Below are 19577 nucleotides of genomic sequence, written 5' to 3'. Positions count from 1 at the left end.
CGATAACCGTCCGCTGTGTTTGTCCAGTCAATGGCGCGACCCGATGCAATGTCGTATTTGCACGCATGAGGTAGCAGGTTCCCGAATTGACATATATCTTTTGACTTCGCGAGAAGATAATATGTCGGCAAGATTCTTCTCGGGATTTTCTTTGTCCCAAACGGTGTCGTTAACATATTCGATACGTCCACCACGGAGTGGATGAGGAGCGTCAACGACCCAGATCAGGGCGAATGCGTAGTCATCCCAGTGCCAACCATGGGTATCACCAGATTTCTCCTGCGAGTTGATTATGTACTCCTCGGGTTCGTAGGGAACCTTATTCAGATTTTCGTCAGCAATATTCGAAAGATAACGGCGAATTTCTTCGGATTCAAAGAAGGTTGTAATTATGCCGTTATCGGCGTAGACCACATCCCGCCCAACGCTGCGGTAGTGACGCGGAGTATTGCCAGTTGATGCCAGATTGAGATCGCGCCTTTTTGCGTTTTCATTCAAGAGGCGTTTTGCTTGTGCATGCATTTCAGCAGCAATATCGGAAGGAACCAATTGTTCAATCTGAACAGTCCCTTCTCGTTTAAACCGCTCTTTCAGCGCTTTTTGCAGTTGCGGCGATAATGAGGAAATATGATCTTTCAATCTTTTGTCAAAATTCATACTACACCTTTGAAGCTAAGACACTGTATGTTTTCCAATGGCTCAGCTGTAGGGGATGCGGTGATCAGAATCTTGAACGCTATTGCTTTTTGGCGAAACGAGCAGGTGTGATACCATACGATCGTGCAAACCATCGCGTTAGATGTGCTTGATCGGCAAAACCTGCTCGATAGGCAACATCACTTGGTGAAAAGCCTTTTCTGAGGAGATCGCGTGCGAGTTCGATCCGTTTCGCTCGTTGCCAAGTCATTGGCGGTACGCCAGTTTCCTTTGTGAAGGCGCGTACAAGCGATACCTTATCGATAGCCATTTGCGCGGATAACTCAGTTAAACTCAATTCGGTATCTATATTCGACAGCAGTATTTTCTGGGCTTTCATCGCAACACTGGTGAGTGCAATGGATTTATCGACCGTATGAGAGGCAATACCGCGACAGGAGGTGTGATCTATTATGGTGAGAATCGTCTCGTCGATCACTGGAGAAGCGTCCTGATCAAACCCAAGAGAGATCAAATTTCGAAACAATCGTCCTATCTTCCGGTCACAGATTAGGGGCTTTTGGAACTCAAACGTGCCGTTGAATATCTGTGCGCTCTGAAAAAATGTCGTGCTGAGATAGATGCTCACAATAAAATCGGCCCCATCGCCCGATTGTATCTGGCCCGGATTGTAGAAAGTAGTGCTTCCTTGTGGCGCATCGATCTTAACGCGATCCAACTTGAGCCGCTCGTGACCGGAAATATTATGGCTTAGAACATATTCATCGTGACTGTGCGGTGAAAACGAAATGCGGTCGGACCAGATCACGGCTACCTCATAGTCATTACCGACAAATCGCTTCTGCTTCATTTACAAGAACTCCGCTCCGGGGAGGGCATTGATCAATGCCAAACGCAATATTTGTAGTTCTGTGCAACGTCGTTCAAAAATACATTGGTATCGGCCCAGTCGGGGCACAATGAGATACACCCGCTTGGGAAATAGTAGACATGTTTCCGAGGGTGCCGAACAATAAGGCGTATTGTATTCGCAAGAGGGGTGACCGCAACCCTGGAATTGCGATTATCATCTTCCGCCGCGCTGTCTCAACCATTCCCGTGCAAAAATTGTGACCCGGCATTTGACACGGCTCTACTTCCATGCTGAATTGGCACAATGGTCCAACCAATTATACAAGGCGTTTCGTGATCAATCCGATCCTTTCACCGGTTCACACATCATCGCGCGATGACGCGGTGCTGAATGCATTGGTGGATTTTGTTGCCAGCGAGGGGTTGAAACCCGGCGACCGTTTGCCGACCGAACGGGTGCTTGCGGAATATCTGAAAGTCAGCCGCACAACGGTGCGCGAAGCGCTCACCCGCTGGCAGGAACTCGGACTTGTCGAACGGCGGCAGGGCAGCGGCACCTATCTGCGTTCAGCGGTGACGCGGAACATGCTGCATATGCCCCTGACATTGCCATCGGGCAATGATTTCAAAAGCCTGATGCACACATTGGAAATTCGACGCGGGCTTGAGGCGGAAGCAGCGGTTCTGTGTGCGGAACGGGCGAGTGATGAAGACATCGCCTTTATCGAACAGAAGCTGATTGTTATGGAAGAGGCATTCCACGCCCGCGAAGGCATGTCGGCTGAAGAGGACTGGGATTTCCACCTTGCCGTCTTCCGCACATCCGGAAATCCACTCTTCGAACAGATCATCGCCGCCATGTATGAAATGTTTCACCGGTTCTGGGAGCATCCGCTTGGCGTGCGTGACTTTGGCCACGCCAGCTTTCCCTATCACCGTACCCTGTTCAACTGCATTGCAGCGCGTGATCCCGTTGGAGCACGCGCCGAGGCATTGAAACTTATTGCCACTGTCGAAAATGACCTTCGGCGCGGCGCCGCAAATCTCAAGAAGCAGAGCAAGACATGAACGACAATCCCTTTTTCTATGATCAGGATATGATGGCGCAGGCCGCAACTTTGCTCGCTCATGATGACCCGTTTCCCGGAGGGTCGGTCGTTCCGCCGATCTATCAGACTTCGCTCTTCACCTTCGAAAACTATGCTGACATGGCCGATACCTTTGCCGGTCGCAAACGCCAGCCGATCTATTCACGCGGCGACAATCCGACCGTGATGGAATTTGAAGGCAAGATCGCAGCACTTGAGGGGGCCGAAGCTGCCCGCGCTTTTTCGAGTGGCATGGGCGCGATCAGCGCCACGGTGCTCGCCTTTGTTGGAGCAGGGGACCGGATCGTTGCCGTGCGCAATTGCTATGGCGATGCGTATCGTCTGTTTGAGCGCCTGCTGCCACATCTCGGTATCAAGGTCGATTATGTCGATGGTTCTGATCCCGATGCGGTTGCTGCGGCGCTTCCCGGTGCCAAGCTGCTTTATCTGGAAAGCCCAAGCTCGATGATGTTCGAGCTGCAGGACATTGCGCATTATGCGCAACTGGCCAAGCAGCATGGTGTTGTCACCACCATTGATAATTCCTATGCGACACCGCTGTTCCAGAAGCCGATCAGCCATGGCATTGATCTCGTCCTGCATTCCGCCTCGAAATATCTCGGTGGGCATAGTGATACCGTGGCCGGTGTGGTCGCGGGATCGCGCGAAATGATCGACCGGATCAATGGCCGCACCTATTCTTATCTTGGCGCAAAGCTTTCACCCTTTGAGGCATGGCTTTTGCTGCGCGGGCTGCGCACGCTGACCCTGCGCCTGCCGCACCATATGAAGAGCGGCCTGACCATCGCCGAGCGTCTGAAAGGACGCGGCGATGTCGAGCGGGTCATTCACCCTGCCTATTCCAATCATCCGGGTAAGGCGACACTTACCGGATATACCGGGCTGTTTTCCTTCGAAGTCACCGATGAGATCGATGTGCCGACATTCGTCGACGCACTCAAGCTGTTCCGCATCGGTGTCAGCTGGGGCGGGCATGAAAGCCTCGTCGTTCCGGCAATGGCCTCGTTGCAGCAAACACCTGACGCCAATTCAATCGGGCGCTTTGGTGTGAGCCCGCGAACCATCCGTCTGCATGTGGGACTTGAAAATGTAGAGGAGCTGTGGGCCGACCTTGTGAATGCCCTGGATAAAGCAAAACGCTAAACAGAAAACTGAAGTGGGAGCATAAAATGCAAAAAAGAATGGGAACATTTCTTGCCGGTGCGATGGCCGCACTGGCGATGACCGTATCGTCAGCCTTCGCTGACACGACCATCAAGATGGTCGAAGTGATCACAAGTCCGCCGCGCACGGAGCTTTTGAAAAAGCAGATTGCGAGCTTTGAACAGGCCAATCCGGGGGTCAAGGTGGAGCTTGTCTCGCTTCCTTGGGGTCAGGCATTCGAAAAATTCCTGACAATGGTTCAGGCCGGTGACACGCCCGATGTGGTCGAAATGCCGGAGCGTTGGATGGGCCTTTATGCGAATAATGGCCAGCTTGAAGATCTCGGGCCTTATGTTGCCAAATGGAAAGATGGCGGCACATTGGGTGAGCGCGCCAAGCAGTTCGGCTCCGTCGTCGATAACAAGCAGTACATGATCCCTTACGGCTATTATGTCCGGGCGATGTTCTGGAACAAGAAACTATTTGCCGAGGCAGGGCTCAAGGAAGCGCCAAAGACGCTTGATGAGTTCATGGAAGCCAACAAGAAGATTTCCGCGATCAAGGGCAAGTATGGCTATTGCCTGCGTGGCGGTCCCGGCGGTTTCAATGGCGTCCAGATGTTCATGAACATTGCCAATGGTAAGGGTGCTTATTTCAATGGCGATGGCACGGCGACCCTGAACGAACCGGGTTCGGTCAAGGGCCTCGAGATGCTCGCCGATATTTACAAAAAGGGCTACGCGCCGAAGGACAGTGTCAGCTGGGGCTTCAACGAAATCGTCACCGGCTTTTATTCCGGCACCTGCGCGATGCTCGATCAGGACCCCGATGCGCTGATCGGTATTGCCGAGAAGATGAAGCCTGAAGATTTCGGCGTTGCGCCGATGCCAACGGGACCCAACGGCAAATCCTACCCGACGCTTGGTTATGCCGGCTGGGCCATGTTTGCCAATTCCAAGGTCAAGGACGATGCGTGGAAGCTGATGGGCACTTTGCTGGCCCCGGCTGATAATCTCGAATTTGCCAAGAATGTCGGCGTTCTGCCCATTCACAACGGTGCGGATAAGGACCCGTATTTCGGTTCAGAAAGCTTCAAGGGCTGGTTCCAGGAATTGAGCGATCCAAAGACGTTCGAGTTCGTGACGCCGCCGACCCATCTGGAAAATCTCGGTAACTTCTACGACTCCGTATCAGTGAAGAATTTTCAGGAAGTATTGCTCGGCCAGAAGACTGCCAAGCAGGTTGCTGATGACTGGTCTGCGTTCCTCACCGAACAGCAGCAGGCGTGGATGGCCAAGAACAAGAAATAATGAAGTGCGATGCCCTGGTACGGATGTGCCGGGGCATCTTTCCCATGACTTTCGCCAATCCGTGAAATCGGAGGCGAGGGGTGGGGGACCATTGGCAAAAGAGGGGCCGTACACATGGCAATGCAATCAACAGCGGCAATGACGCCGCAACAGGAGAGAAAGGCCAGCAGCAAGCGTCGCTTCAGCGCCGCTTTTGAGCCATGGCTTTATCTCAGCCCTGCACTTGTTCTGCTGCTTGTCGTTCTGGTGGTACCGCTGATCTTCGGTGTCAGCTATTCCTTTCGCAAATTCTCGGCCTTCAAGTCTGAATATGTTGGGCTGGCCCAATATAAGGCTTTGCTGTCTGACCCGGTTCTTGGTCAGGCGCTGATGAACACCTTGTGGTGGACCGTCGCCAGCCTGTTTCTCCAGTTCTTTCTCGGCCTGGGGCTTGCCTTGCTGCTGGACCGTCCCTTCTTCGGCAAGAAGGTGGTACAGGCGATTGTGTTCCTGCCATGGGCTGTGCCGTCATTTCTTTCGGGCCTTACATGGGCATGGTTGTTCAACCCGATTGTCGGGCCGTTGCCGCACTGGCTTTTCGCGCTTGGCCTGAAATCTGAACCCACCAATATTCTTTCCGATCCGGCCACGGCGATGTGGGGACCGATTGTTGCCAATGTCTGGTTCGGTGTGCCGTTCTTTGCCATTACTCTGCTGGCTGCGCTGAAATCCATTCCTTCCGAGCTGCACGAAGCCGCCGCTATTGATGGTGCCAATCCATGGCAGCGTTTCATCAAGGTGACACTGCCTTTCCTTGCGCCAACCATCGCGATCACCGTGATGCTGCGCACAATCTGGATCGCCACCTTTGCCGACCTCATCTATGTCATGACCGAGGGTGGTCCGGCTGGTTCGACCAATACGGTTGCGACCTACATCTATGTCAGCGCCTTCAAGACCCTGGACAAGGGTTATGCTTCGGCGGTTGCCGTGCTGCTTCTGGCGCTTCTTATCCTTTATGCGGTCGTGCTGATCCGTATCCGCCGCTCGCTCGTGAGGTATTCGTGATGATTGCTGGCCGTTCCCGCAAAGCCCGTATTCTTGGAAGCATCGGCCTCTACACTGCCGTTGCCGCCTATGTCATCTTCGCGCTGTTTCCACTGTTCTGGACCCTGAAGATTTCGGTGACACCGCAATCGCTGCTCTATTCCGAGGGCATTACCATGTGGCCTTCATCGGCCACATGGGAGAATTACAAGACCGTTCTGAGGGCAACCGACTTTCCGCGCTATTTCCTCAACAGCGTGATTGTTTCTGTGGTGACTGCGGTGCTCGTCACCATTATTGCTTCGGCTGCCGGATATGCCCTGTCGCGGTTTTCGTTTCGCGGGAAAACCACTGTAGCGGTGATTTTGCTGCTGACGCAGACTTTCCCGCTCGTGATGGTCATTCCGCCGATCTACCGCATCATGGGCGAGCTTGGGCTCACCAACAGTCTCACGGGCCTGATTATCATCTATACGGCGTTCAATATCGCCTTTGCCACCTTCCTGATGCAGTCATTCTTTGACGGCATTCCGAAAGATCTGGAAGAGGCGGCGATGATTGATGGATGCAGCCGCAGTCAGGCGCTGCGCCGCGTCATCATTCCGCTCACCCTGCCGGGTATGGGCGCAACGCTTGGTTTTGTCTTCACCGCCGCATGGAGCGAGCTGCTGTTCGCGCTGATGCTGATCAGCAGTGACAGCCAAAAGACATTTGCCGTCGGCCTTCTGACTTTCATTGGAAAATTCGCTGTCGACTGGGGACAGATGATGGCGGCTTCAGTGCTAGCGCTGATCCCGGCCTGCCTGTTCTTCGGCTTCTTGCAACGCTACCTCGTGACTGGCCTCACCGCCGGTGCCGTCAAGGGATAATCGAAAGAGATAAGCTCATGGCTTCCGTCACCATTACCAATGTTCAGAAAAATTATGGCGCGATGAACGTGCTGTCAGCCGTGGACCTTTCCATTGCCGATGGCGAGTTTGTGGTGCTTGTCGGGCCGTCCGGGTGTGGCAAATCTACCCTGCTGCGCATGATCGCGGGTCTCGAAGAAATCTCGGCCGGTGAAATCCGTATCGGCGAGCGCGTCGTCAATGATGTCGCGCCAAAGGACCGGGATATCGCCATGGTGTTCCAGTCCTATGCGCTTTATCCGCATATGGATGTGGCATCCAATATGGGCTTCAGCCTGATGCTGCGCAAAACCGCCAAGGAGCTGGTGTTCGACCGGGTTGGCGCTGCCGCCAAGCGGTTGGGGCTGGATGTTTTCCTGCAGCGCCTGCCACGCCAGCTTTCAGGCGGTCAACGTCAGCGCGTTGCCATGGGCCGCGCTATTGTGCGCGATCCCCAGGTGTTTCTCTTTGATGAGCCGCTGTCCAATCTGGACGCGAAACTGCGTGTTCATATGCGCACCGAGATCAAGGCGCTGCACCAGCAGCTGAAGACAACATCTGTCTATGTCACCCATGATCAGGTTGAAGCCATGACCATGGCCGACCGCATCGTGGTGATGCATGATGGTGTGATCCAGCAGGTGGGCACACCGCTTGAGCTTTATGACCATCCGGCCAATCTTTTTGTGGCGGGCTTCATCGGATCTCCGGGCATGAATTTTCTGCCTGCCGTGGTCAGTCGCAACAATGCCGAAGTCGAGGCGCAGCTTAGCGATGGCCAGACAATTGCCATTGATCCGCGATTGCCTGTCGAAGACGGCGAGCGGGTGACAATCGGCATTCGCCCGGAAAATATTGAAGTCGGAAGCGCCGATGCTTTGAAGGCCAAAATCCAAGTTATCGAGCCTCTGGGCCTCTCAACCCAGTTCTACACAACTCTGGCTGATTTGCAGGTTTGTATCTATGCGATGGGACGAACCGACCGGAAGCCGGGTGATACAATGAACATCGGGATCAAGGCCGGGGATGTGCATGTTTTCAATCCAGCAACAGGGCAGAGGATTGATCCTGCCGCCTGAGGTTGAATCACTGTTCTCACCTCATTCCATGCGAGGAATTATTTTTCCTTGTATTGGCCGTTTGTGGTATTAAATTCACAAATTCGCGTCTTGCGACAGCGAATAGTGCCTATGCATCCTCAAGGCAAAGTGACATTTTCCAATCATCCGCCGAAAGGCTTGAAAACTCTGGATGGAAACAAAAAAATGAATTGGCTCAAATCTCTACTCGTTGTTGGTGCAATGCAGGCTCTGGCCATCGTGCCAATGCAGACTCAGGCGCAGGCGCAATCGAACCTTGAGCAGATCAAGACAGCCGGTGTACTGAAGATCGGCACGGAAGGCACCTATGCGCCGTTCACCTATCACGATGCTGCCGGCAAGCTTGTCGGCTTCGATGTGGAAATCGGCGAAGCCGTTGCCAAGAACCTCGGCGTGAAGGCAGAGTTCCTTGAAGGCAAATGGGATGGTCTGATCGCTGGCCTCGATGCAAAGCGTTATGACACCGTGATCAATCAGGTTGGTATCACCGACGCACGCAAGGCGAAGTATGATTTCTCCGAGCCCTATATTGCCTCCAAGGCCGTGCTGATCACCAAGGGCGATAATACCGATATCAAGACCTTTGCCGACCTTAAGGGCAAGAAGTCTGCCCAGTCACTGTCGAGCAATTTCGGCAAGATCGCGCAGGCCAATGGCGCTGACCTTGTTGGCACCGATGGTTTTGACCAGTCGATCCAGCTGCTGCTCAGCGGCCGCGCCGATGCCACGATCAATGACAGCCTGTCCTTCCTCGATTTCAAGAAGCACAAGCCTGACGCTAACGTGAAAATCGCGGCAACGCAGGAGAATGCTGATTTCTCCGGCATCATCATCCGCAAGGGTGAGCCGGACCTGCTTGCAGCCATCAACAAGGCGCTCGAAACCATCAAGGCTGACGGCACGTACAAGCAGATTGCCGACAAGTATTTCGGCGCGGACGTTTCAAAGTAAGACTGTTTACGCTTCGAAAAAAGTACGCTCTAAGAGGGCAGGGGGATGATACTCCCTGCCTTTGCCTTTTGAGGGAGACGCGGCCTTGTCCCATTGGCTGACACTGATGCTTGAATCGCTTGGACCGTTGCTGTGGGCCGGGTTGATTTTCACCATTCCGCTGACACTTCTGTCGTTTGTACTTGGACTGGCTGTGGGCTTGATTGCAGCGCTCGTTCGGCTGTTTGCCGCCTGGCCCTTTGCCGCCATCGTCAAGTTTTACGTTTGGATCATCCGTGGCACGCCGCTGCTGGTGCAGCTCTTTCTGATTTTCTACGGACTGCCCAGTGTCGGCATCGTGCTTGATGCCTTTACCGCCGCATTGATTGGTTTCACCCTCAATATCGGTGCCTATACGTCGGAAATCCTGCGTGCGGTGATTTCATCCGTGCCGCGCGGACAGTGGGAGGCTGCTTATTCCATCGGCATGACGTGGTCGCAGGCCATGCGCCGCACGATCCTGCCGCAGGCGGCACGCGTTGCTGTGCCGCCATTGTCGAACACGTTTATTTCGCTCGTCAAGGATACGTCGCTGGCAGCGGCCATCACGGTTCCGGAAATGTTTCAGGCGGCACAGCGCATCGTTGCCACCACATATGAGCCGCTGATCCTCTATGTGGAGGCGGCGATTATCTATCTCATCCTGAGTTCGGTTCTGTCGTCACTGCAGGCACGGCTTGAAACGCGTCTCAATCGTTATGGCGGATTTCTGGAGGCACGGTCATGATGATTGAACTGAAGAATATCGAAAAGCGCTTCGGCGATCTGACGGTGCTTAAAAATGTCTCGCTGAGTATTGCCGAGGGCTCTGTTATGGCGCTTGTCGGGCCATCGGGTGGTGGCAAAAGCACGCTGCTGCGCTGCATGAACCTTCTGGAAATTCCGACATCCGGGTCGGTGGAAATCGATGGTGACAGACTGGAATTTCAGCCGGGAATTAAAGTCACGACCAAGGCTGTTCAGTCGGTGCGCCGGCATTCGGGCATGGTGTTCCAGAACTTCCAGCTTTTTCCGCATCGCACCGTTATCGAGAATGTCACCGAAGGCCTCACGACCGTTTTGAAATGGCCAAAGGAAAAAGCGCGCGAGCGGGCCATGATGTTGCTTGAGAAAGTCGGTCTGGCGCATAAGGCTGACGTCTGGCCATCAACGCTATCAGGCGGGCAGCAACAGCGCGTGGCGATTGCCCGCGCTTTGGCACCGTCGCCGAAAATCCTGCTCTGTGACGAGCCGACATCGGCGCTTGATCCGGAACTATCAGGTGAAGTCGTTGATGTATTGGCCCAGCTTGCGCGCGAAGGCACGACCATGGTTATGGCAACGCATGATTTGCGTCTGGCTTCGCGCATTGCCAATCAGGCGATTGTGCTCGATGGCGGCGTTATTGTTGAAACCGGCACGTCGCACGATATCTTCACGCAGCCGAAGCAGGAGCGCACAAAGCGCTTTATTGCGACATTGACCCATGAAGGGCAACATATGCATGGCGAGGGCATCTGAAGCTGGTTAGTCCGCTTTGGCCTGTGTCGGGACATTGATCATCCATTGCACGCCAAACTGGTCTGTCAGCTTGCCAAAGAAGTCGCCCCATACTTGCAACCCGAACGGCGTGGTGATCGTTCCGCCAGCAGCCAGACGTGTGAACAGTCTTTCCGCTTCATCGCGGTCGTCTATGACAAGCATATGGGCGGAGCCGCGCATGGGTTCGGCATCGTCATTGTCCGAGGCGTAAAAGAGAACGCCGGGACCCTCGAAGCGTGAATGCATAATCTTACCACGCATGGCTTCGGTGCGCACAGGCATGCCGTTTGCGCCATACCGCAGTTCTTCGGTGATCCGGCCTAGTCCACAGTGAGTGTAGAAGGCGAGGGCCTGTTCGCAAGACGTTGTAAAGAAAAGATAGTTTGACAACAGCATGACCGGTACTCCGGGCGTTGAATATTGATCATTCTTTATCATAACATGTGGTGGCCTAATTGATATTGAGCCCGTAGCTGGCAGGGTCCAATCCTATATCGCCCATGCCCTTCGCCAGCCCGGTGATCAAATCTGCCCTTTGCCGTTCTGCGATAAAGCTCCAGCCGCGGGTGATGCCTTCCTGCCATGCTTGGCCCCGTTCCCAGGCTTCGGCATAGGCAATGGCCAGATCAGATTGGCGACGGGTGGTTATCAGCGCTTCACACAGCAAGGCGGCCTGCTGCGCATCCTTATCGCGCTTGCTGATGCCGTTATCATCGCTCCGGCGGCGCGATGCGACGATAAGTTTGTGAACCGCATAGCGTTCGGGGGCGGGTACATTCACCGATACGCCGCTCTTGTGCAGCAATACGGTGCGCACGGGTTCATGGATCAGATAGTCGAGAAAGCGCAGTGGTTCCGCCGCCGCACCGCCGAGTGCCGGCATGCTGGCGGGCTTACTGGCAAAGTCATCGCTTCCGGTGTTCGGCGTGAGAAACTCCACCTTGTACTTTTTTGCGTTCTCAAATTGCGTTGTGAGATTGCCGCTTTGATGCGGGACTTTGCGAAAGGACGGATCAATCTGACGCAGGACGTCGAGAACTGGCGGAATAGTGTCACCGACAGCCGTGGAAATCGAATGAAACTGGGCAAAATCGGCGTCACCCGTTTGCATGGCCGCTGAGGGCAGCTTGATACCAAGGACGCCAGAGTATGTCTGGAAGGCGACGGTTCCTACAAGGACTGACCTTAGTCTGAAAAGTCCGGCATCGGCCAAAACTTCCACAATGTCTCCGGTGAACCGTTCCGGTGATGTCATTCCGGCGTCTCGTGTCAGTGTCGAAACCAGTTTCCGCCGGGCCCGCAAATCATCTTTGATTTCCTTAAAGGCAGCAACGCGCTTTGAGATTTCCGCGTCGCTCTTGGGGCCAACATAAGTCCGCTTGTCGCCACTGTCTGTTGGCGTGTCAAAATACCAGTACTCATTGCCCTTGACGGTTACGGTTACAAACCGCCCCGTGATCGCAAAGTCTGCCTTGAAGTTCGCATCGAGTGTCCGCTGCCCAAGTTCTGCGAACATCGTCCGATAGACCAGATCGATCTCTTTGAGCATGATACTATCCAGTTATAATGTTTCCGCAAAAACATTATAACTTATTGGCAGGCCTTCGCAAGTCGTTATAATGTTTTTGTGGAAACATTATAACTTCGAGCCTTTACTGTTTCGCCGCGTAACCGAAGGCAGTCTATCGCATTTATCTGGGAAAGAGGCCGTCGAGCAGGAAGTCGAGGCCCTTTCTGAATGCACCATCCCAATCATTATCCAACAGCAGACGAGAGCGTTCGATTGTCGGGTAGTGTTCACTGAGACGTGTGAGGCGTTGCTGCCCGGCAGCCATGTCATCGTCCGTAAGGTTGAAACTCGCCCGGGTGATGGTGGCGCCCATCACATAGTTCCAGAGCGACCATATCGCAACGTTCAGATCTTCGTCCGCTATACCGGCTCCGGACAAGATCTTGCTCAGCAGTTCCAGACGAGCGAGGATGTTCGGGCCGAGCGCCCGGCGCGGCAACAGCGATGCCGACCAGGGATGGCGCAGCATTCTGGCGCGCCAGTCTTCGAGCATGTGAACGACTTCTGCGCGCCAGTCTTGCGACTTATCCACTTGCGGCAGTTCGTGATATTCAAGCACAAGATCGAGCGCCAGATCAAAGACATCTTCCTTGTTGTCAACGTGCCAATAGAGGCTCATTACGCCCGAGCCGAGGCGATCAGCCAGCTTGCGCATCGTCAATCCACTGACTCCCTGAGCGTCCAGCATTTCCACCGCAGTCGTCGCAATACGTTCCAGGGAGAGGGGAGGTTCGATGCGATCCTGCATGGGCTGAGCCTGCTTGCCCGGAGTACCGCTACGTTTGTCAGCCATCTGTCTTCCTCACTGTCCTGAACGTCGATTTTGACTGGCAACACGACGAATGTCGATCATGGATGATTGACTCGTACATTGTACTATATAATGTATAGTACAATGTACGAGTCTTTATATGGCGATATGGGTCAAAGTTCAATCATACCTGCCGCGAGAGAACATTGCTCGCAGCCAGCAAAGCCAAGAGAAAATCATGTCACGCGCAATCAAGAAGCTGCTTATCGGAGGGCTAATCATCATGACCATGGGAATTCCCACGGCGGCGACAGCAAATGAGAATGATCTCAAGCTGACCATCGTCAATCCACAAAACCTCTACGATCCATCCCCCAATGGCTATAGCACAGCGGTGATCACGCCGCGCGGAGGCCGTGTGGCCTACATCTCCGGGCAGGGCGGTCAAGACAGCACCGGAGCCCTATCGCCTGACTTCGCTGTTCAGGTTAAGCAGGCCTACGCAAATCTGCACGCCGCCCTCGATGCGCTCGGTGCCAGACCGGATCAGGTCGCCAAGCTCACGGTTTTTGTGGTCGATCATGATGTGTCCAAGCTTGAGGTGCTGACCCGAAACGTCAAGGAGGTGTTCGGTGAGGCACTGCCGGCGCAGACTCTGATTCCCGTTCCCAAACTGGCAATTGACCCCATGTTGTTCGAGGTGGAAGCGGTGGTCGTGCTCGATTAGCGGGGGCGGGCAAGAAACTTACAAAGACTTTGTGCTGTCATATGCCGATAACGGATCAGGGCTGGGCAACCCCATCCGTGGCGGAGCCTTGTTATTGACAGTTCCGTGAAGCTGGATAATCCTTAGTGTTGCGCATCCTGATCCGCGACGGGTCACTTTCACGCGCCGCCGACCTGCAACGGCGGTTTGCACTGCGCCTCATCTCACATCCCAAAAAGCAACTCATCGAGAAAGACGGAGGATTTTCCATGGCCAATGCCCAATGCGTATGCGGAGCACTCAGACTTGTAATGCGAGAGCCAGAAAAACTGGTTGCCGTGTGTCATTGCCTAGCCTGCCAACGGCGAACCGGCACATCATTCAGTGTCAACGCGTTCTATGCGGCTGATACCGTCGAGATTTCGGGAGCTGCTACAGAGTTCAATCGCGTTGCCGAAAGTGGCCGCAATGTACGCATGTATTTTTGCCCGATCTGCGGTTCGACAGTCTATTGGAAGCCTGACGCTGCACCCGCAATGATTGGCGTCGCTGTCGGTGCATTGGCCGATCCAGATTTCCCGGCGCCAACCCTATCAATCTTCGAGCAATCCAAACATCATTGGGTAACTCTTGCAGAAGAGGTCAAGCGCTTTGACGCCAGTCTGATCTGACGCGAAGGTCAACTTTGCAGTCTCTTGTGCTCGGGTCGAGCAAGGCAATATTCAACGCTGCCAAAGTCGCACTTCAGAATAGAACCCACCCGGCTACACACAAAGATCGCATAAGAGTTGTTATGGAACTAGATACTGCCACCAAGATCCGGCCATTGCTGGCGTATGGTCATCACTATCAGCGTGGTTCGTTCTCAGGCTTGTTGTTGCGCCAGCCGCTTTCAATGGTTGAGTAGCGCAGGCGTTTGTCCTGATACATCAACAGATCGGCGCGCTTGGCAACAGCTTCCAGCTTTTCGCCGGTAGCGCTTGTGGCCCAGCCAATCGAGAAGCTCAAAGGGATATTCGAATAGTACTGGTTGTTGATTTCGATCAGGCTTGAAATCTCCTCGACAACCGCCACCGCACCGGTCTCATCAACGGCTGGCAACAGCACTGCGAATTCATCGCCGCCAATGCGCGCGGCGTAATGCGGGGGTTTCACCGCTTCGCTGAGGATTTCACCGGCGCGGCGAAGCAGACTGTCACCAACCCCATGGCCCCATTGATCATTGGTGATCTTTAGTCCGTTCAGGTCCAGAATGATGATGGAAACCGGGAAAAACTCTCTGCGTTCCAGCCGGTTAAGCTCGTCCACATAGAATGCACGATTGTGCAGGCGCGTCAGAACGTCATGCTTGCCGAGATATTCCAGATAGGCTTCGGCCTTCTTGCGGGCGGTAATATCGGTCAGCGATATCTGGACCAATGACCAGTCATTCTCATGTCCGGGCAATACCGAGAACTGCAACAGCACATGCCGTTCGGACCCATCAAGGGCGTAATTGACCGTCTCGCGCTGATGGAACAGCTTGCCGTTCCACAGATCAATCAGCTGCTCGCGGAAATGGATGTTCATTTCATCGCGGAAAACATCGGGCAGACGACGCAACAGCGTCATTGCATCGGGCGCCTGGAAGAGCTTCAATGTTTCGCGATTAACATCAATGACCCGGATTTCACTCGCGCATTGCTGGACGAACTCCGGGTGAACATCGGTAAAGACCCGGAAATCTTCGATACCGCGTTCGCGAAGACCATTGAGCAGCTTCCTGATTTTGCTGAAATCTTCCACCCATAGAGAGACGGGAGAGTGTTCAAAAAGTCCCTCGGCATATTGCTGACTTGCGGCATGCTGTCTTCTGGCATCTTCCCGGTCGGTGACATCCTCGATCGAAATCAGGACCTTTTCCCATGACGCTTCATACCCTGGCAGTATTTTGCCGCGTAGCTGGATGTCCAGCCGCTTGCCGGAAAGCGTATAATTAACCGTATTGCTGGAGAACTCACCCTTGCCGGACCAGAGCTGTCCAAGTTCCTGAACATGCGTTTGCAGCATGTCATCACGGAAAATAGCGCCGAGATTGGCGACCAGCTCGGCGAAATCAGCGGCTTCAAAAAGCGAGAGTGTCTTCTTGTTGACCTTCTGCACCCGGATCAGCCTGGCACATTCGCGGATACGGGCTTCGTCTTCCCGCAGATAGGCAACGATGTCATCAACCCCTGCCCCGCGCAAGGAATCGAAGAGTTCTCGCACCGCGCTGAAATCTTCCAGCCACAGCGAAATCGGAGCAAGATCAAATGCGTCTATTTCGTCCTGATGCAAATTGAACTTGTCCATGGGATGAAATCTCTCGGCCGGGAGGAACATGGTTAATATTCCCGCCTGATTGGCAGCTTTGCGGCTATTGTCAACTACCCTAGGTTGAGTTCCGCATGAATTCGCAAGGGTTGCTGCGCGGTTCGCGCCGGGTGTTGCATGATCGACATCAATACACGTGTGTTTTGGCATAAGGAAGCAAGGAAAACGGGCAGCTTCTAGTCCATTGGTCTAATTTTCACGCATTTTGATTTGATGTAGCTTGTTTATGTGAGGCTATGCATTTCGCCTATGGACGGTTGTCCAGTTGGGTTCAGACTGAACCGTCTTTGATTTTAAAATGGAGCGATACGACACTGACAATGCCGGACATTCTACAGGCGAAAATCCGGTCAAAATATAGCGTCTTTCGGTCGCGCTTGTTGCCTGCAGACAAGACAGTCCGTGTACTCGCCATTGCACAAACAATGGGGGCCGTTGCGGCAGGCCTCTATTTCTCCAGTTCTGCTTTGTTCTTCTCCCGAGCTTCCGGCTTGGCACCACTTGAAATAGGCCTTGGCTTGACGATATCAGGGGTAGTCGGCCTGCTGGTGCCATTGCCCTTTGGCATTTTGGCCGATCGCTGGAGCGCACGGAATATTGCCGCGTGGCTGACCGTCGGCGTTGGTCTCAGCTACTGGCTTTTTCTGTTGGTCAATGGATTAACAGCTTTTATTATAGCCACCTGTTGTTTTGCCGCCTGTCTGCGCGGTGCCATGACTGCGCGTATGGCGATGATTGGGTCCCTGATCGACGCCAGCCACCGTACGCAAACGAGTGCGTACCTTCATGCGCTTGGGAACGGTGGTCTATCTGTGGGCGCTTTAATTGGTAGCCTAGCTTTGTATTTCGACAGTTTGCTGGCCTATCAGTTGGCCTTTGCTATTGGAGGCGCAATTTTCCTCGTCGCGGCTCTGGTATACCGCTCGCTGCCAGCCAAGGCGCCAGGGCTTGCCCCTATCAGACAAGGCGCAACTCTCGCGGTGCTAAGGGACCGGCCCTATGTGGTCTTGGCGTTACTCAACACGATTATTCTTCTCTACATTCCACTTCTCAATATGACGCTACCTTTATGGATCGCCTTGCATACCAAAGCTCCTCTCTGGATCGCTCCCGTTCTTTATGGGGTGAACACCATAGGTGTCATGCTGCTGCAAGTTCGATTGGCGCGGGGTGTCGCGACAGCCAAGGATGCGCGCAGGTCGATTTTTTCTGCGACACTTCTATTATCCGCCGCTTGTCTCGCATTCGCCGCGATGGCCATGTCATCGACAGTATGGCTCGCTGTACTGCTCGCCGTCTTCGGTGCGCTGCTCCACGTATTTGGTGAGATGATGCATATGGCGGGAGCCTGGGATCTCAGTTTCCGTCTGGCGCCGCCGGGGCGGCAGGGTGAGTATCAGGGTTTTTTCAACACCAGTTCTGCAACCGCTGAAATGCTCGGGCCATTTCTGCTGACTGCTTTGCTGGTGAGTTGGGGCGCCCCGGGCTGGCTGGTTCTGGCACTTGTCTTTCCCGCCGCTGGCTTTGCCATCATTGCCTTGTTCGGCCGCCAAGCTTACCTTGAGCGAGATTGTCAAATTCCGGATGAAGGAAAATCTGGAAAAGCAAGCGGCCAAGTCGAAGGGTAATAAATCATAGCCTGATGGCGTGATCTCCCGCCCCTTCGATCAAAAAAGTATCACCGCATTGGGGACGGTGTGGTGTCCGGTCTCGCTTCCAGCGTGATAGGTTGCTGCCACCGACAGAGCGTCGCTCTTCCGATGGATGAGCCGGGGAAGGAAGGGCCGTTGCCATACGGCTTGAATATATCCCGCTTTGCGCAGCCGGAATTCCTGTGAACGTTTCGGTCTTCGAACCGGCGTTGATCAGAAACTTTTAACTTTGGTCGCGTCGATCCTGTGGTGGTCGATGCGCATCGAGTTCGTATTTTCGACCTGATAATGGTCAAGCGGATTTAAGGAGATTTGACATGGAATTCGCGGGGAAGAGGGTCATCATTACCGGTGCGGGTAAGGGGATCGGCCGTGTGCTCACGCAGATGCTAAGCGCCCGTGGGGCATCCGTCATTGCGCTTACCAGAAGCGCCGGGGATGTTGAAGCACTGCGCGATGTGCCCGGATGCACGGCAATCGAAGTTGATCTGAGCAATGCGCAGGCGACGCGGCAGGCGGCGCGCCAAGCCCTGCCGGCTGATCTGCTCGTGAACTGTGCAGGCACCACCGATCTGCAGTCATTCGTCGAGACCTCGGTCGAATCCTTTGATCATCTGATTGCGGTCAATACGCGGGCACCCATGATCGTCGCGCAGGAATATGCCCGGGATCTCATTGCGAAGGGGCAGAAGGGGGCGATTGTCAATGTCTCCTCGGTAGCCTCCTTTGTCGGCATAGCTGACCATGCCGCCTATTGTGCTTCAAAAAGTGGGCTCGATGGGCTGACGCGGGTAATGGCTCTGGAGCTTGCCCCCCACGGTATCCGCGTGAACGCGGTCAACCCGACGGTGACTCTGACGCCAATGGCAGTGAAAGCGTGGAGCGATCCAAAAAAATGGGCGGGAATGCTCAATCGCATTCCAGTCGGCCGTTTTGCTGAACCCGTTGATGTGGCCGAGGTGATCCTTTTTCTTCTGTCTGATGAAGCCGCAATGGTCAATGGAATCGCCATGCCTGTAGATGGCGGGTACATGATCACCTGAGCATCGGCTTGGTCTGTTGCTTTAGTTTGAAATCATAGGCGGACGGGCGGATCAAACCGCCCCTTCCCTGCCACCTCGATTAAAAAGGTCTTGCCAGCATTGGGGTCGGAGCGGCGCTGGGTTTCGCTCATATCGTGATAGGCTGTCGTTACCACCATGGCTGCGGAGTCTTCATCGATGAAGGCCGGGCATGAGGGTTGGCGCGCCGGAGTTGCGATGGATCGAATGCGCTTTCCATCGGGCGAATAGACATCGATATGCGCACGGCCCCAGCAAGCGTTCCAAAGGTTGCCCTCGCGATCAACGATGGAGCCATCGATGCCACCGGCATCCTTATGCTCATAGAACACAGCCGGTTCGCCAAGCGGTAAACCGGTTTCAGAATCCGTATCAACACGCCAGATGATGTTCTTCCGGGTATCGGCGAAATAGCTTACGCGCCCATCGGGAGAAAAGCAGATCGAATTCGTGATGGTAATATCGGTGAAGAGCGTGCGCAGCTGCCCTTCCCTGTACCAATAAATCGAACCAGCACCCTGTTGTGATTTCTTGCCCATGGTGCCGATCCAGAATGCACCAGCTGGATGGACACGCGCATCATTCGACCGGGTGATCGGGTTATCCGCCTCAATGGGCTGGTGCATAACCGTGTGGCCAGTTTTGCGATCGCGGATGAACAGGCCCGTCTCCGTCGAGATCAACTGGCGGCCCGCATCGATCACCGCAAGGGCGCTTGCCATCTGGCCCAGAGGGTGGACATCGACCACACCTCCGGCACGGGCTTTTTCAAACAGCCGACCCGTAACAATATCAAACCACCACACGGTTTTTGTCAGCGGATCATAACCCGGACCTTCACCCAGTTCGCAGGGAACATCATGAAAGACACGGATATCTGGTTTATCCAT

General features: G+C 54.2%; 20 protein-coding genes. 13 read left to right on the top strand and 7 right to left on the bottom strand.

Going from position 1 to position 19577, the window contains the following annotated elements; translation table 11 throughout:
- Window positions 1-27 precede the first annotated feature (27 nt).
- On the bottom strand, window positions 28-657 hold the full coding sequence (locus FHW17_RS14500; protein ID WP_182510175.1) for a hypothetical protein: 630 nt from the start codon (window positions 655-657) through the stop codon (window positions 28-30).
- 79 nt (window positions 658-736) lie between these two features.
- Window positions 737-1507 (bottom strand): AraC family transcriptional regulator, encoded by a 771-nt coding sequence (locus FHW17_RS14495; protein ID WP_112527938.1) that lies wholly within the window; start codon window positions 1505-1507, stop codon window positions 737-739.
- A gap of 338 nt (window positions 1508-1845) precedes the next feature.
- Here FHW17_RS14495 and FHW17_RS14490 point away from each other — a divergent pair, with 338 nt between their 5' ends.
- From FHW17_RS14490 to FHW17_RS14450, 9 genes are all read left to right on the top strand, one after another.
- Window positions 1846-2577, top strand: coding sequence for a FadR/GntR family transcriptional regulator (locus FHW17_RS14490; protein WP_348643739.1), 732 nt, complete (start codon window positions 1846-1848; stop codon window positions 2575-2577).
- On the top strand, window positions 2574-3761 hold the full coding sequence (locus tag FHW17_RS14485; protein ID WP_113096499.1) for a PLP-dependent transferase: 1188 nt from the start codon (window positions 2574-2576) through the stop codon (window positions 3759-3761). The genes FHW17_RS14490 and FHW17_RS14485 overlap by 4 nt, the downstream gene beginning before the upstream one ends.
- A gap of 38 nt (window positions 3762-3799) precedes the next feature.
- Window positions 3800-5071 (top strand): sugar ABC transporter substrate-binding protein, encoded by a 1272-nt coding sequence (locus tag FHW17_RS14480; RefSeq protein WP_182510207.1) that lies wholly within the window; start codon window positions 3800-3802, stop codon window positions 5069-5071.
- A gap of 114 nt (window positions 5072-5185) precedes the next feature.
- The gene (locus FHW17_RS14475; RefSeq protein ID WP_182510173.1) at window positions 5186-6118 is read left to right on the top strand and encodes a sugar ABC transporter permease; all 933 of its coding nucleotides are present in this window, start codon (window positions 5186-5188) and stop codon (window positions 6116-6118) included.
- Window positions 6118-6966: a carbohydrate ABC transporter permease gene (locus FHW17_RS14470; RefSeq protein ID WP_091886596.1), complete on the top strand. Its 849-nt coding sequence runs from the start codon at window positions 6118-6120 to the stop codon at window positions 6964-6966. The genes FHW17_RS14475 and FHW17_RS14470 overlap by 1 nt, the downstream gene beginning before the upstream one ends.
- Window positions 6967-6983: 17 nt before the next feature.
- A complete protein-coding gene (gene ugpC / locus FHW17_RS14465; protein WP_182510172.1) occupies window positions 6984-8063 on the top strand; it encodes a sn-glycerol-3-phosphate ABC transporter ATP-binding protein UgpC in 1080 nt (359 codons plus the stop codon).
- Between the two features lie 186 nt (window positions 8064-8249).
- Window positions 8250-9035, top strand: a complete 786-nt coding sequence (locus FHW17_RS14460; RefSeq protein WP_091886590.1) for an amino acid ABC transporter substrate-binding protein — start codon at window positions 8250-8252, stop codon at window positions 9033-9035.
- Window positions 9036-9120: 85 nt separating this feature from the next.
- On the top strand, window positions 9121-9801 hold the full coding sequence (locus FHW17_RS14455; protein WP_091886587.1) for an amino acid ABC transporter permease: 681 nt from the start codon (window positions 9121-9123) through the stop codon (window positions 9799-9801).
- Window positions 9801-10574 carry an amino acid ABC transporter ATP-binding protein gene (locus tag FHW17_RS14450; protein WP_182510206.1) on the top strand — a complete coding sequence of 258 codons (774 nt, stop codon included), beginning with the start codon at window positions 9801-9803 and terminating at the stop codon, window positions 10572-10574. Before FHW17_RS14455 ends, FHW17_RS14450 begins: the two co-directional genes overlap by 1 nt.
- A 6-nt stretch (window positions 10575-10580) precedes the next feature.
- Here FHW17_RS14450 and FHW17_RS14445 read toward each other — a convergent pair whose 3' ends face one another.
- The 3 genes from FHW17_RS14445 to FHW17_RS14435 all read right to left on the bottom strand — a co-directional run bounded on the left by FHW17_RS14445 (window position 10581) and on the right by FHW17_RS14435 (window position 12958).
- On the bottom strand, window positions 10581-10991 hold the full coding sequence (locus FHW17_RS14445; protein ID WP_182510171.1) for a VOC family protein: 411 nt from the start codon (window positions 10989-10991) through the stop codon (window positions 10581-10583).
- A gap of 55 nt (window positions 10992-11046) precedes the next feature.
- On the bottom strand, window positions 11047-12144 hold the full coding sequence (locus FHW17_RS14440; RefSeq protein WP_182510170.1) for a GSU2403 family nucleotidyltransferase fold protein: 1098 nt from the start codon (window positions 12142-12144) through the stop codon (window positions 11047-11049).
- Between the two features lie 142 nt (window positions 12145-12286).
- On the bottom strand, window positions 12287-12958 hold the full coding sequence (locus tag FHW17_RS14435) for a TetR/AcrR family transcriptional regulator C-terminal domain-containing protein (RefSeq protein ID WP_112527922.1): 672 nt from the start codon (window positions 12956-12958) through the stop codon (window positions 12287-12289).
- 196 nt (window positions 12959-13154) lie between these two features.
- Here FHW17_RS14435 and FHW17_RS14430 point away from each other — a divergent pair, with 196 nt between their 5' ends.
- The gene (locus FHW17_RS14430; protein WP_112527920.1) at window positions 13155-13643 is read left to right on the top strand and encodes a RidA family protein; all 489 of its coding nucleotides are present in this window, start codon (window positions 13155-13157) and stop codon (window positions 13641-13643) included.
- Between the two features lie 248 nt (window positions 13644-13891).
- Window positions 13892-14293 carry a GFA family protein gene (locus tag FHW17_RS14425; protein WP_182510205.1) on the top strand — a complete coding sequence of 134 codons (402 nt, stop codon included), beginning with the start codon at window positions 13892-13894 and terminating at the stop codon, window positions 14291-14293.
- A 178-nt stretch (window positions 14294-14471) separates the two neighbouring features.
- On the opposite strand, the gene FHW17_RS14420 is transcribed toward FHW17_RS14425, so the two are convergent.
- Complete coding sequence (locus tag FHW17_RS14420; protein WP_182510169.1) at window positions 14472-15953, bottom strand: sensor domain-containing diguanylate cyclase; 1482 nt, start codon at window positions 15951-15953, stop codon at window positions 14472-14474.
- 257 nt (window positions 15954-16210) lie between these two features.
- Here FHW17_RS14420 and FHW17_RS14415 point away from each other — a divergent pair, with 257 nt between their 5' ends.
- Both FHW17_RS14415 and FHW17_RS14410 read left to right on the top strand, forming a co-directional pair.
- Window positions 16211-17602 carry an MFS transporter gene (locus tag FHW17_RS14415; RefSeq protein WP_182510168.1) on the top strand — a complete coding sequence of 464 codons (1392 nt, stop codon included), beginning with the start codon at window positions 16211-16213 and terminating at the stop codon, window positions 17600-17602.
- Window positions 17603-17943: 341 nt separating this feature from the next.
- Entirely contained in the window at window positions 17944-18669 is a 726-nt protein-coding gene (locus FHW17_RS14410) for an SDR family oxidoreductase (protein ID WP_182510167.1), read from the top strand.
- A 32-nt stretch (window positions 18670-18701) separates the two neighbouring features.
- Here the strand turns inward: FHW17_RS14410 and FHW17_RS14405 are convergent, their stop codons facing one another.
- Window positions 18702-19577 carry an SMP-30/gluconolactonase/LRE family protein gene (locus FHW17_RS14405; RefSeq protein ID WP_182510166.1) on the bottom strand — a complete coding sequence of 292 codons (876 nt, stop codon included), beginning with the start codon at window positions 19575-19577 and terminating at the stop codon, window positions 18702-18704.

The organism is Phyllobacterium sp. P30BS-XVII (genome assembly GCF_014138335.1).
Classification (GTDB): domain Bacteria; phylum Pseudomonadota; class Alphaproteobacteria; order Rhizobiales; family Rhizobiaceae; genus Phyllobacterium; species Phyllobacterium meliloti.
The sequence above is the reverse complement of the archived record's forward strand: the minus strand, read 5'-3'. Positions and strand labels throughout refer to the sequence as shown.

What these genes read in the sequence shown, in the direction of transcription:
- FHW17_RS14500 (WP_182510175.1), bottom strand. Translation starts at nt 657, where the DNA reads ATGAATTTTGACAAAAGATTGAAAGATCATATTTCCTCATTATCGCCG.
- FHW17_RS14495 (WP_112527938.1), bottom strand. Translation starts at nt 1,507, where the DNA reads ATGAAGCAGAAGCGATTTGTCGGTAATGACTATGAGGTAGCCGTGATC.
- FHW17_RS14485 (WP_113096499.1), top strand. Translation starts at nt 2,574, where the DNA reads ATGAACGACAATCCCTTTTTCTATGATCAGGATATGATGGCGCAGGCC.
- FHW17_RS14480 (WP_182510207.1), top strand. Translation starts at nt 3,800, where the DNA reads ATGGGAACATTTCTTGCCGGTGCGATGGCCGCACTGGCGATGACCGTA.
- FHW17_RS14475 (WP_182510173.1), top strand. Translation starts at nt 5,186, where the DNA reads ATGGCAATGCAATCAACAGCGGCAATGACGCCGCAACAGGAGAGAAAG.
- FHW17_RS14470 (WP_091886596.1), top strand. Translation starts at nt 6,118, where the DNA reads ATGATTGCTGGCCGTTCCCGCAAAGCCCGTATTCTTGGAAGCATCGGC.
- ugpC (WP_182510172.1), top strand. Translation starts at nt 6,984, where the DNA reads ATGGCTTCCGTCACCATTACCAATGTTCAGAAAAATTATGGCGCGATG.
- FHW17_RS14460 (WP_091886590.1), top strand. Translation starts at nt 8,250, where the DNA reads ATGAATTGGCTCAAATCTCTACTCGTTGTTGGTGCAATGCAGGCTCTG.
- FHW17_RS14450 (WP_182510206.1), top strand. Translation starts at nt 9,801, where the DNA reads ATGATTGAACTGAAGAATATCGAAAAGCGCTTCGGCGATCTGACGGTG.
- FHW17_RS14445 (WP_182510171.1), bottom strand. Translation starts at nt 10,991, where the DNA reads ATGCTGTTGTCAAACTATCTTTTCTTTACAACGTCTTGCGAACAGGCC.
- FHW17_RS14440 (WP_182510170.1), bottom strand. Translation starts at nt 12,144, where the DNA reads ATGCTCAAAGAGATCGATCTGGTCTATCGGACGATGTTCGCAGAACTT.
- FHW17_RS14435 (WP_112527922.1), bottom strand. Translation starts at nt 12,958, where the DNA reads ATGGCTGACAAACGTAGCGGTACTCCGGGCAAGCAGGCTCAGCCCATG.
- FHW17_RS14430 (WP_112527920.1), top strand. Translation starts at nt 13,155, where the DNA reads ATGTCACGCGCAATCAAGAAGCTGCTTATCGGAGGGCTAATCATCATG.
- FHW17_RS14425 (WP_182510205.1), top strand. Translation starts at nt 13,892, where the DNA reads ATGGCCAATGCCCAATGCGTATGCGGAGCACTCAGACTTGTAATGCGA.
- FHW17_RS14420 (WP_182510169.1), bottom strand. Translation starts at nt 15,953, where the DNA reads ATGGACAAGTTCAATTTGCATCAGGACGAAATAGACGCATTTGATCTT.
- FHW17_RS14415 (WP_182510168.1), top strand. Translation starts at nt 16,211, where the DNA reads ATGCATTTCGCCTATGGACGGTTGTCCAGTTGGGTTCAGACTGAACCG.
- FHW17_RS14410 (WP_182510167.1), top strand. Translation starts at nt 17,944, where the DNA reads ATGGAATTCGCGGGGAAGAGGGTCATCATTACCGGTGCGGGTAAGGGG.
- FHW17_RS14405 (WP_182510166.1), bottom strand. Translation starts at nt 19,577, where the DNA reads ATGGATAAACCAGATATCCGTGTCTTTCATGATGTTCCCTGCGAACTG.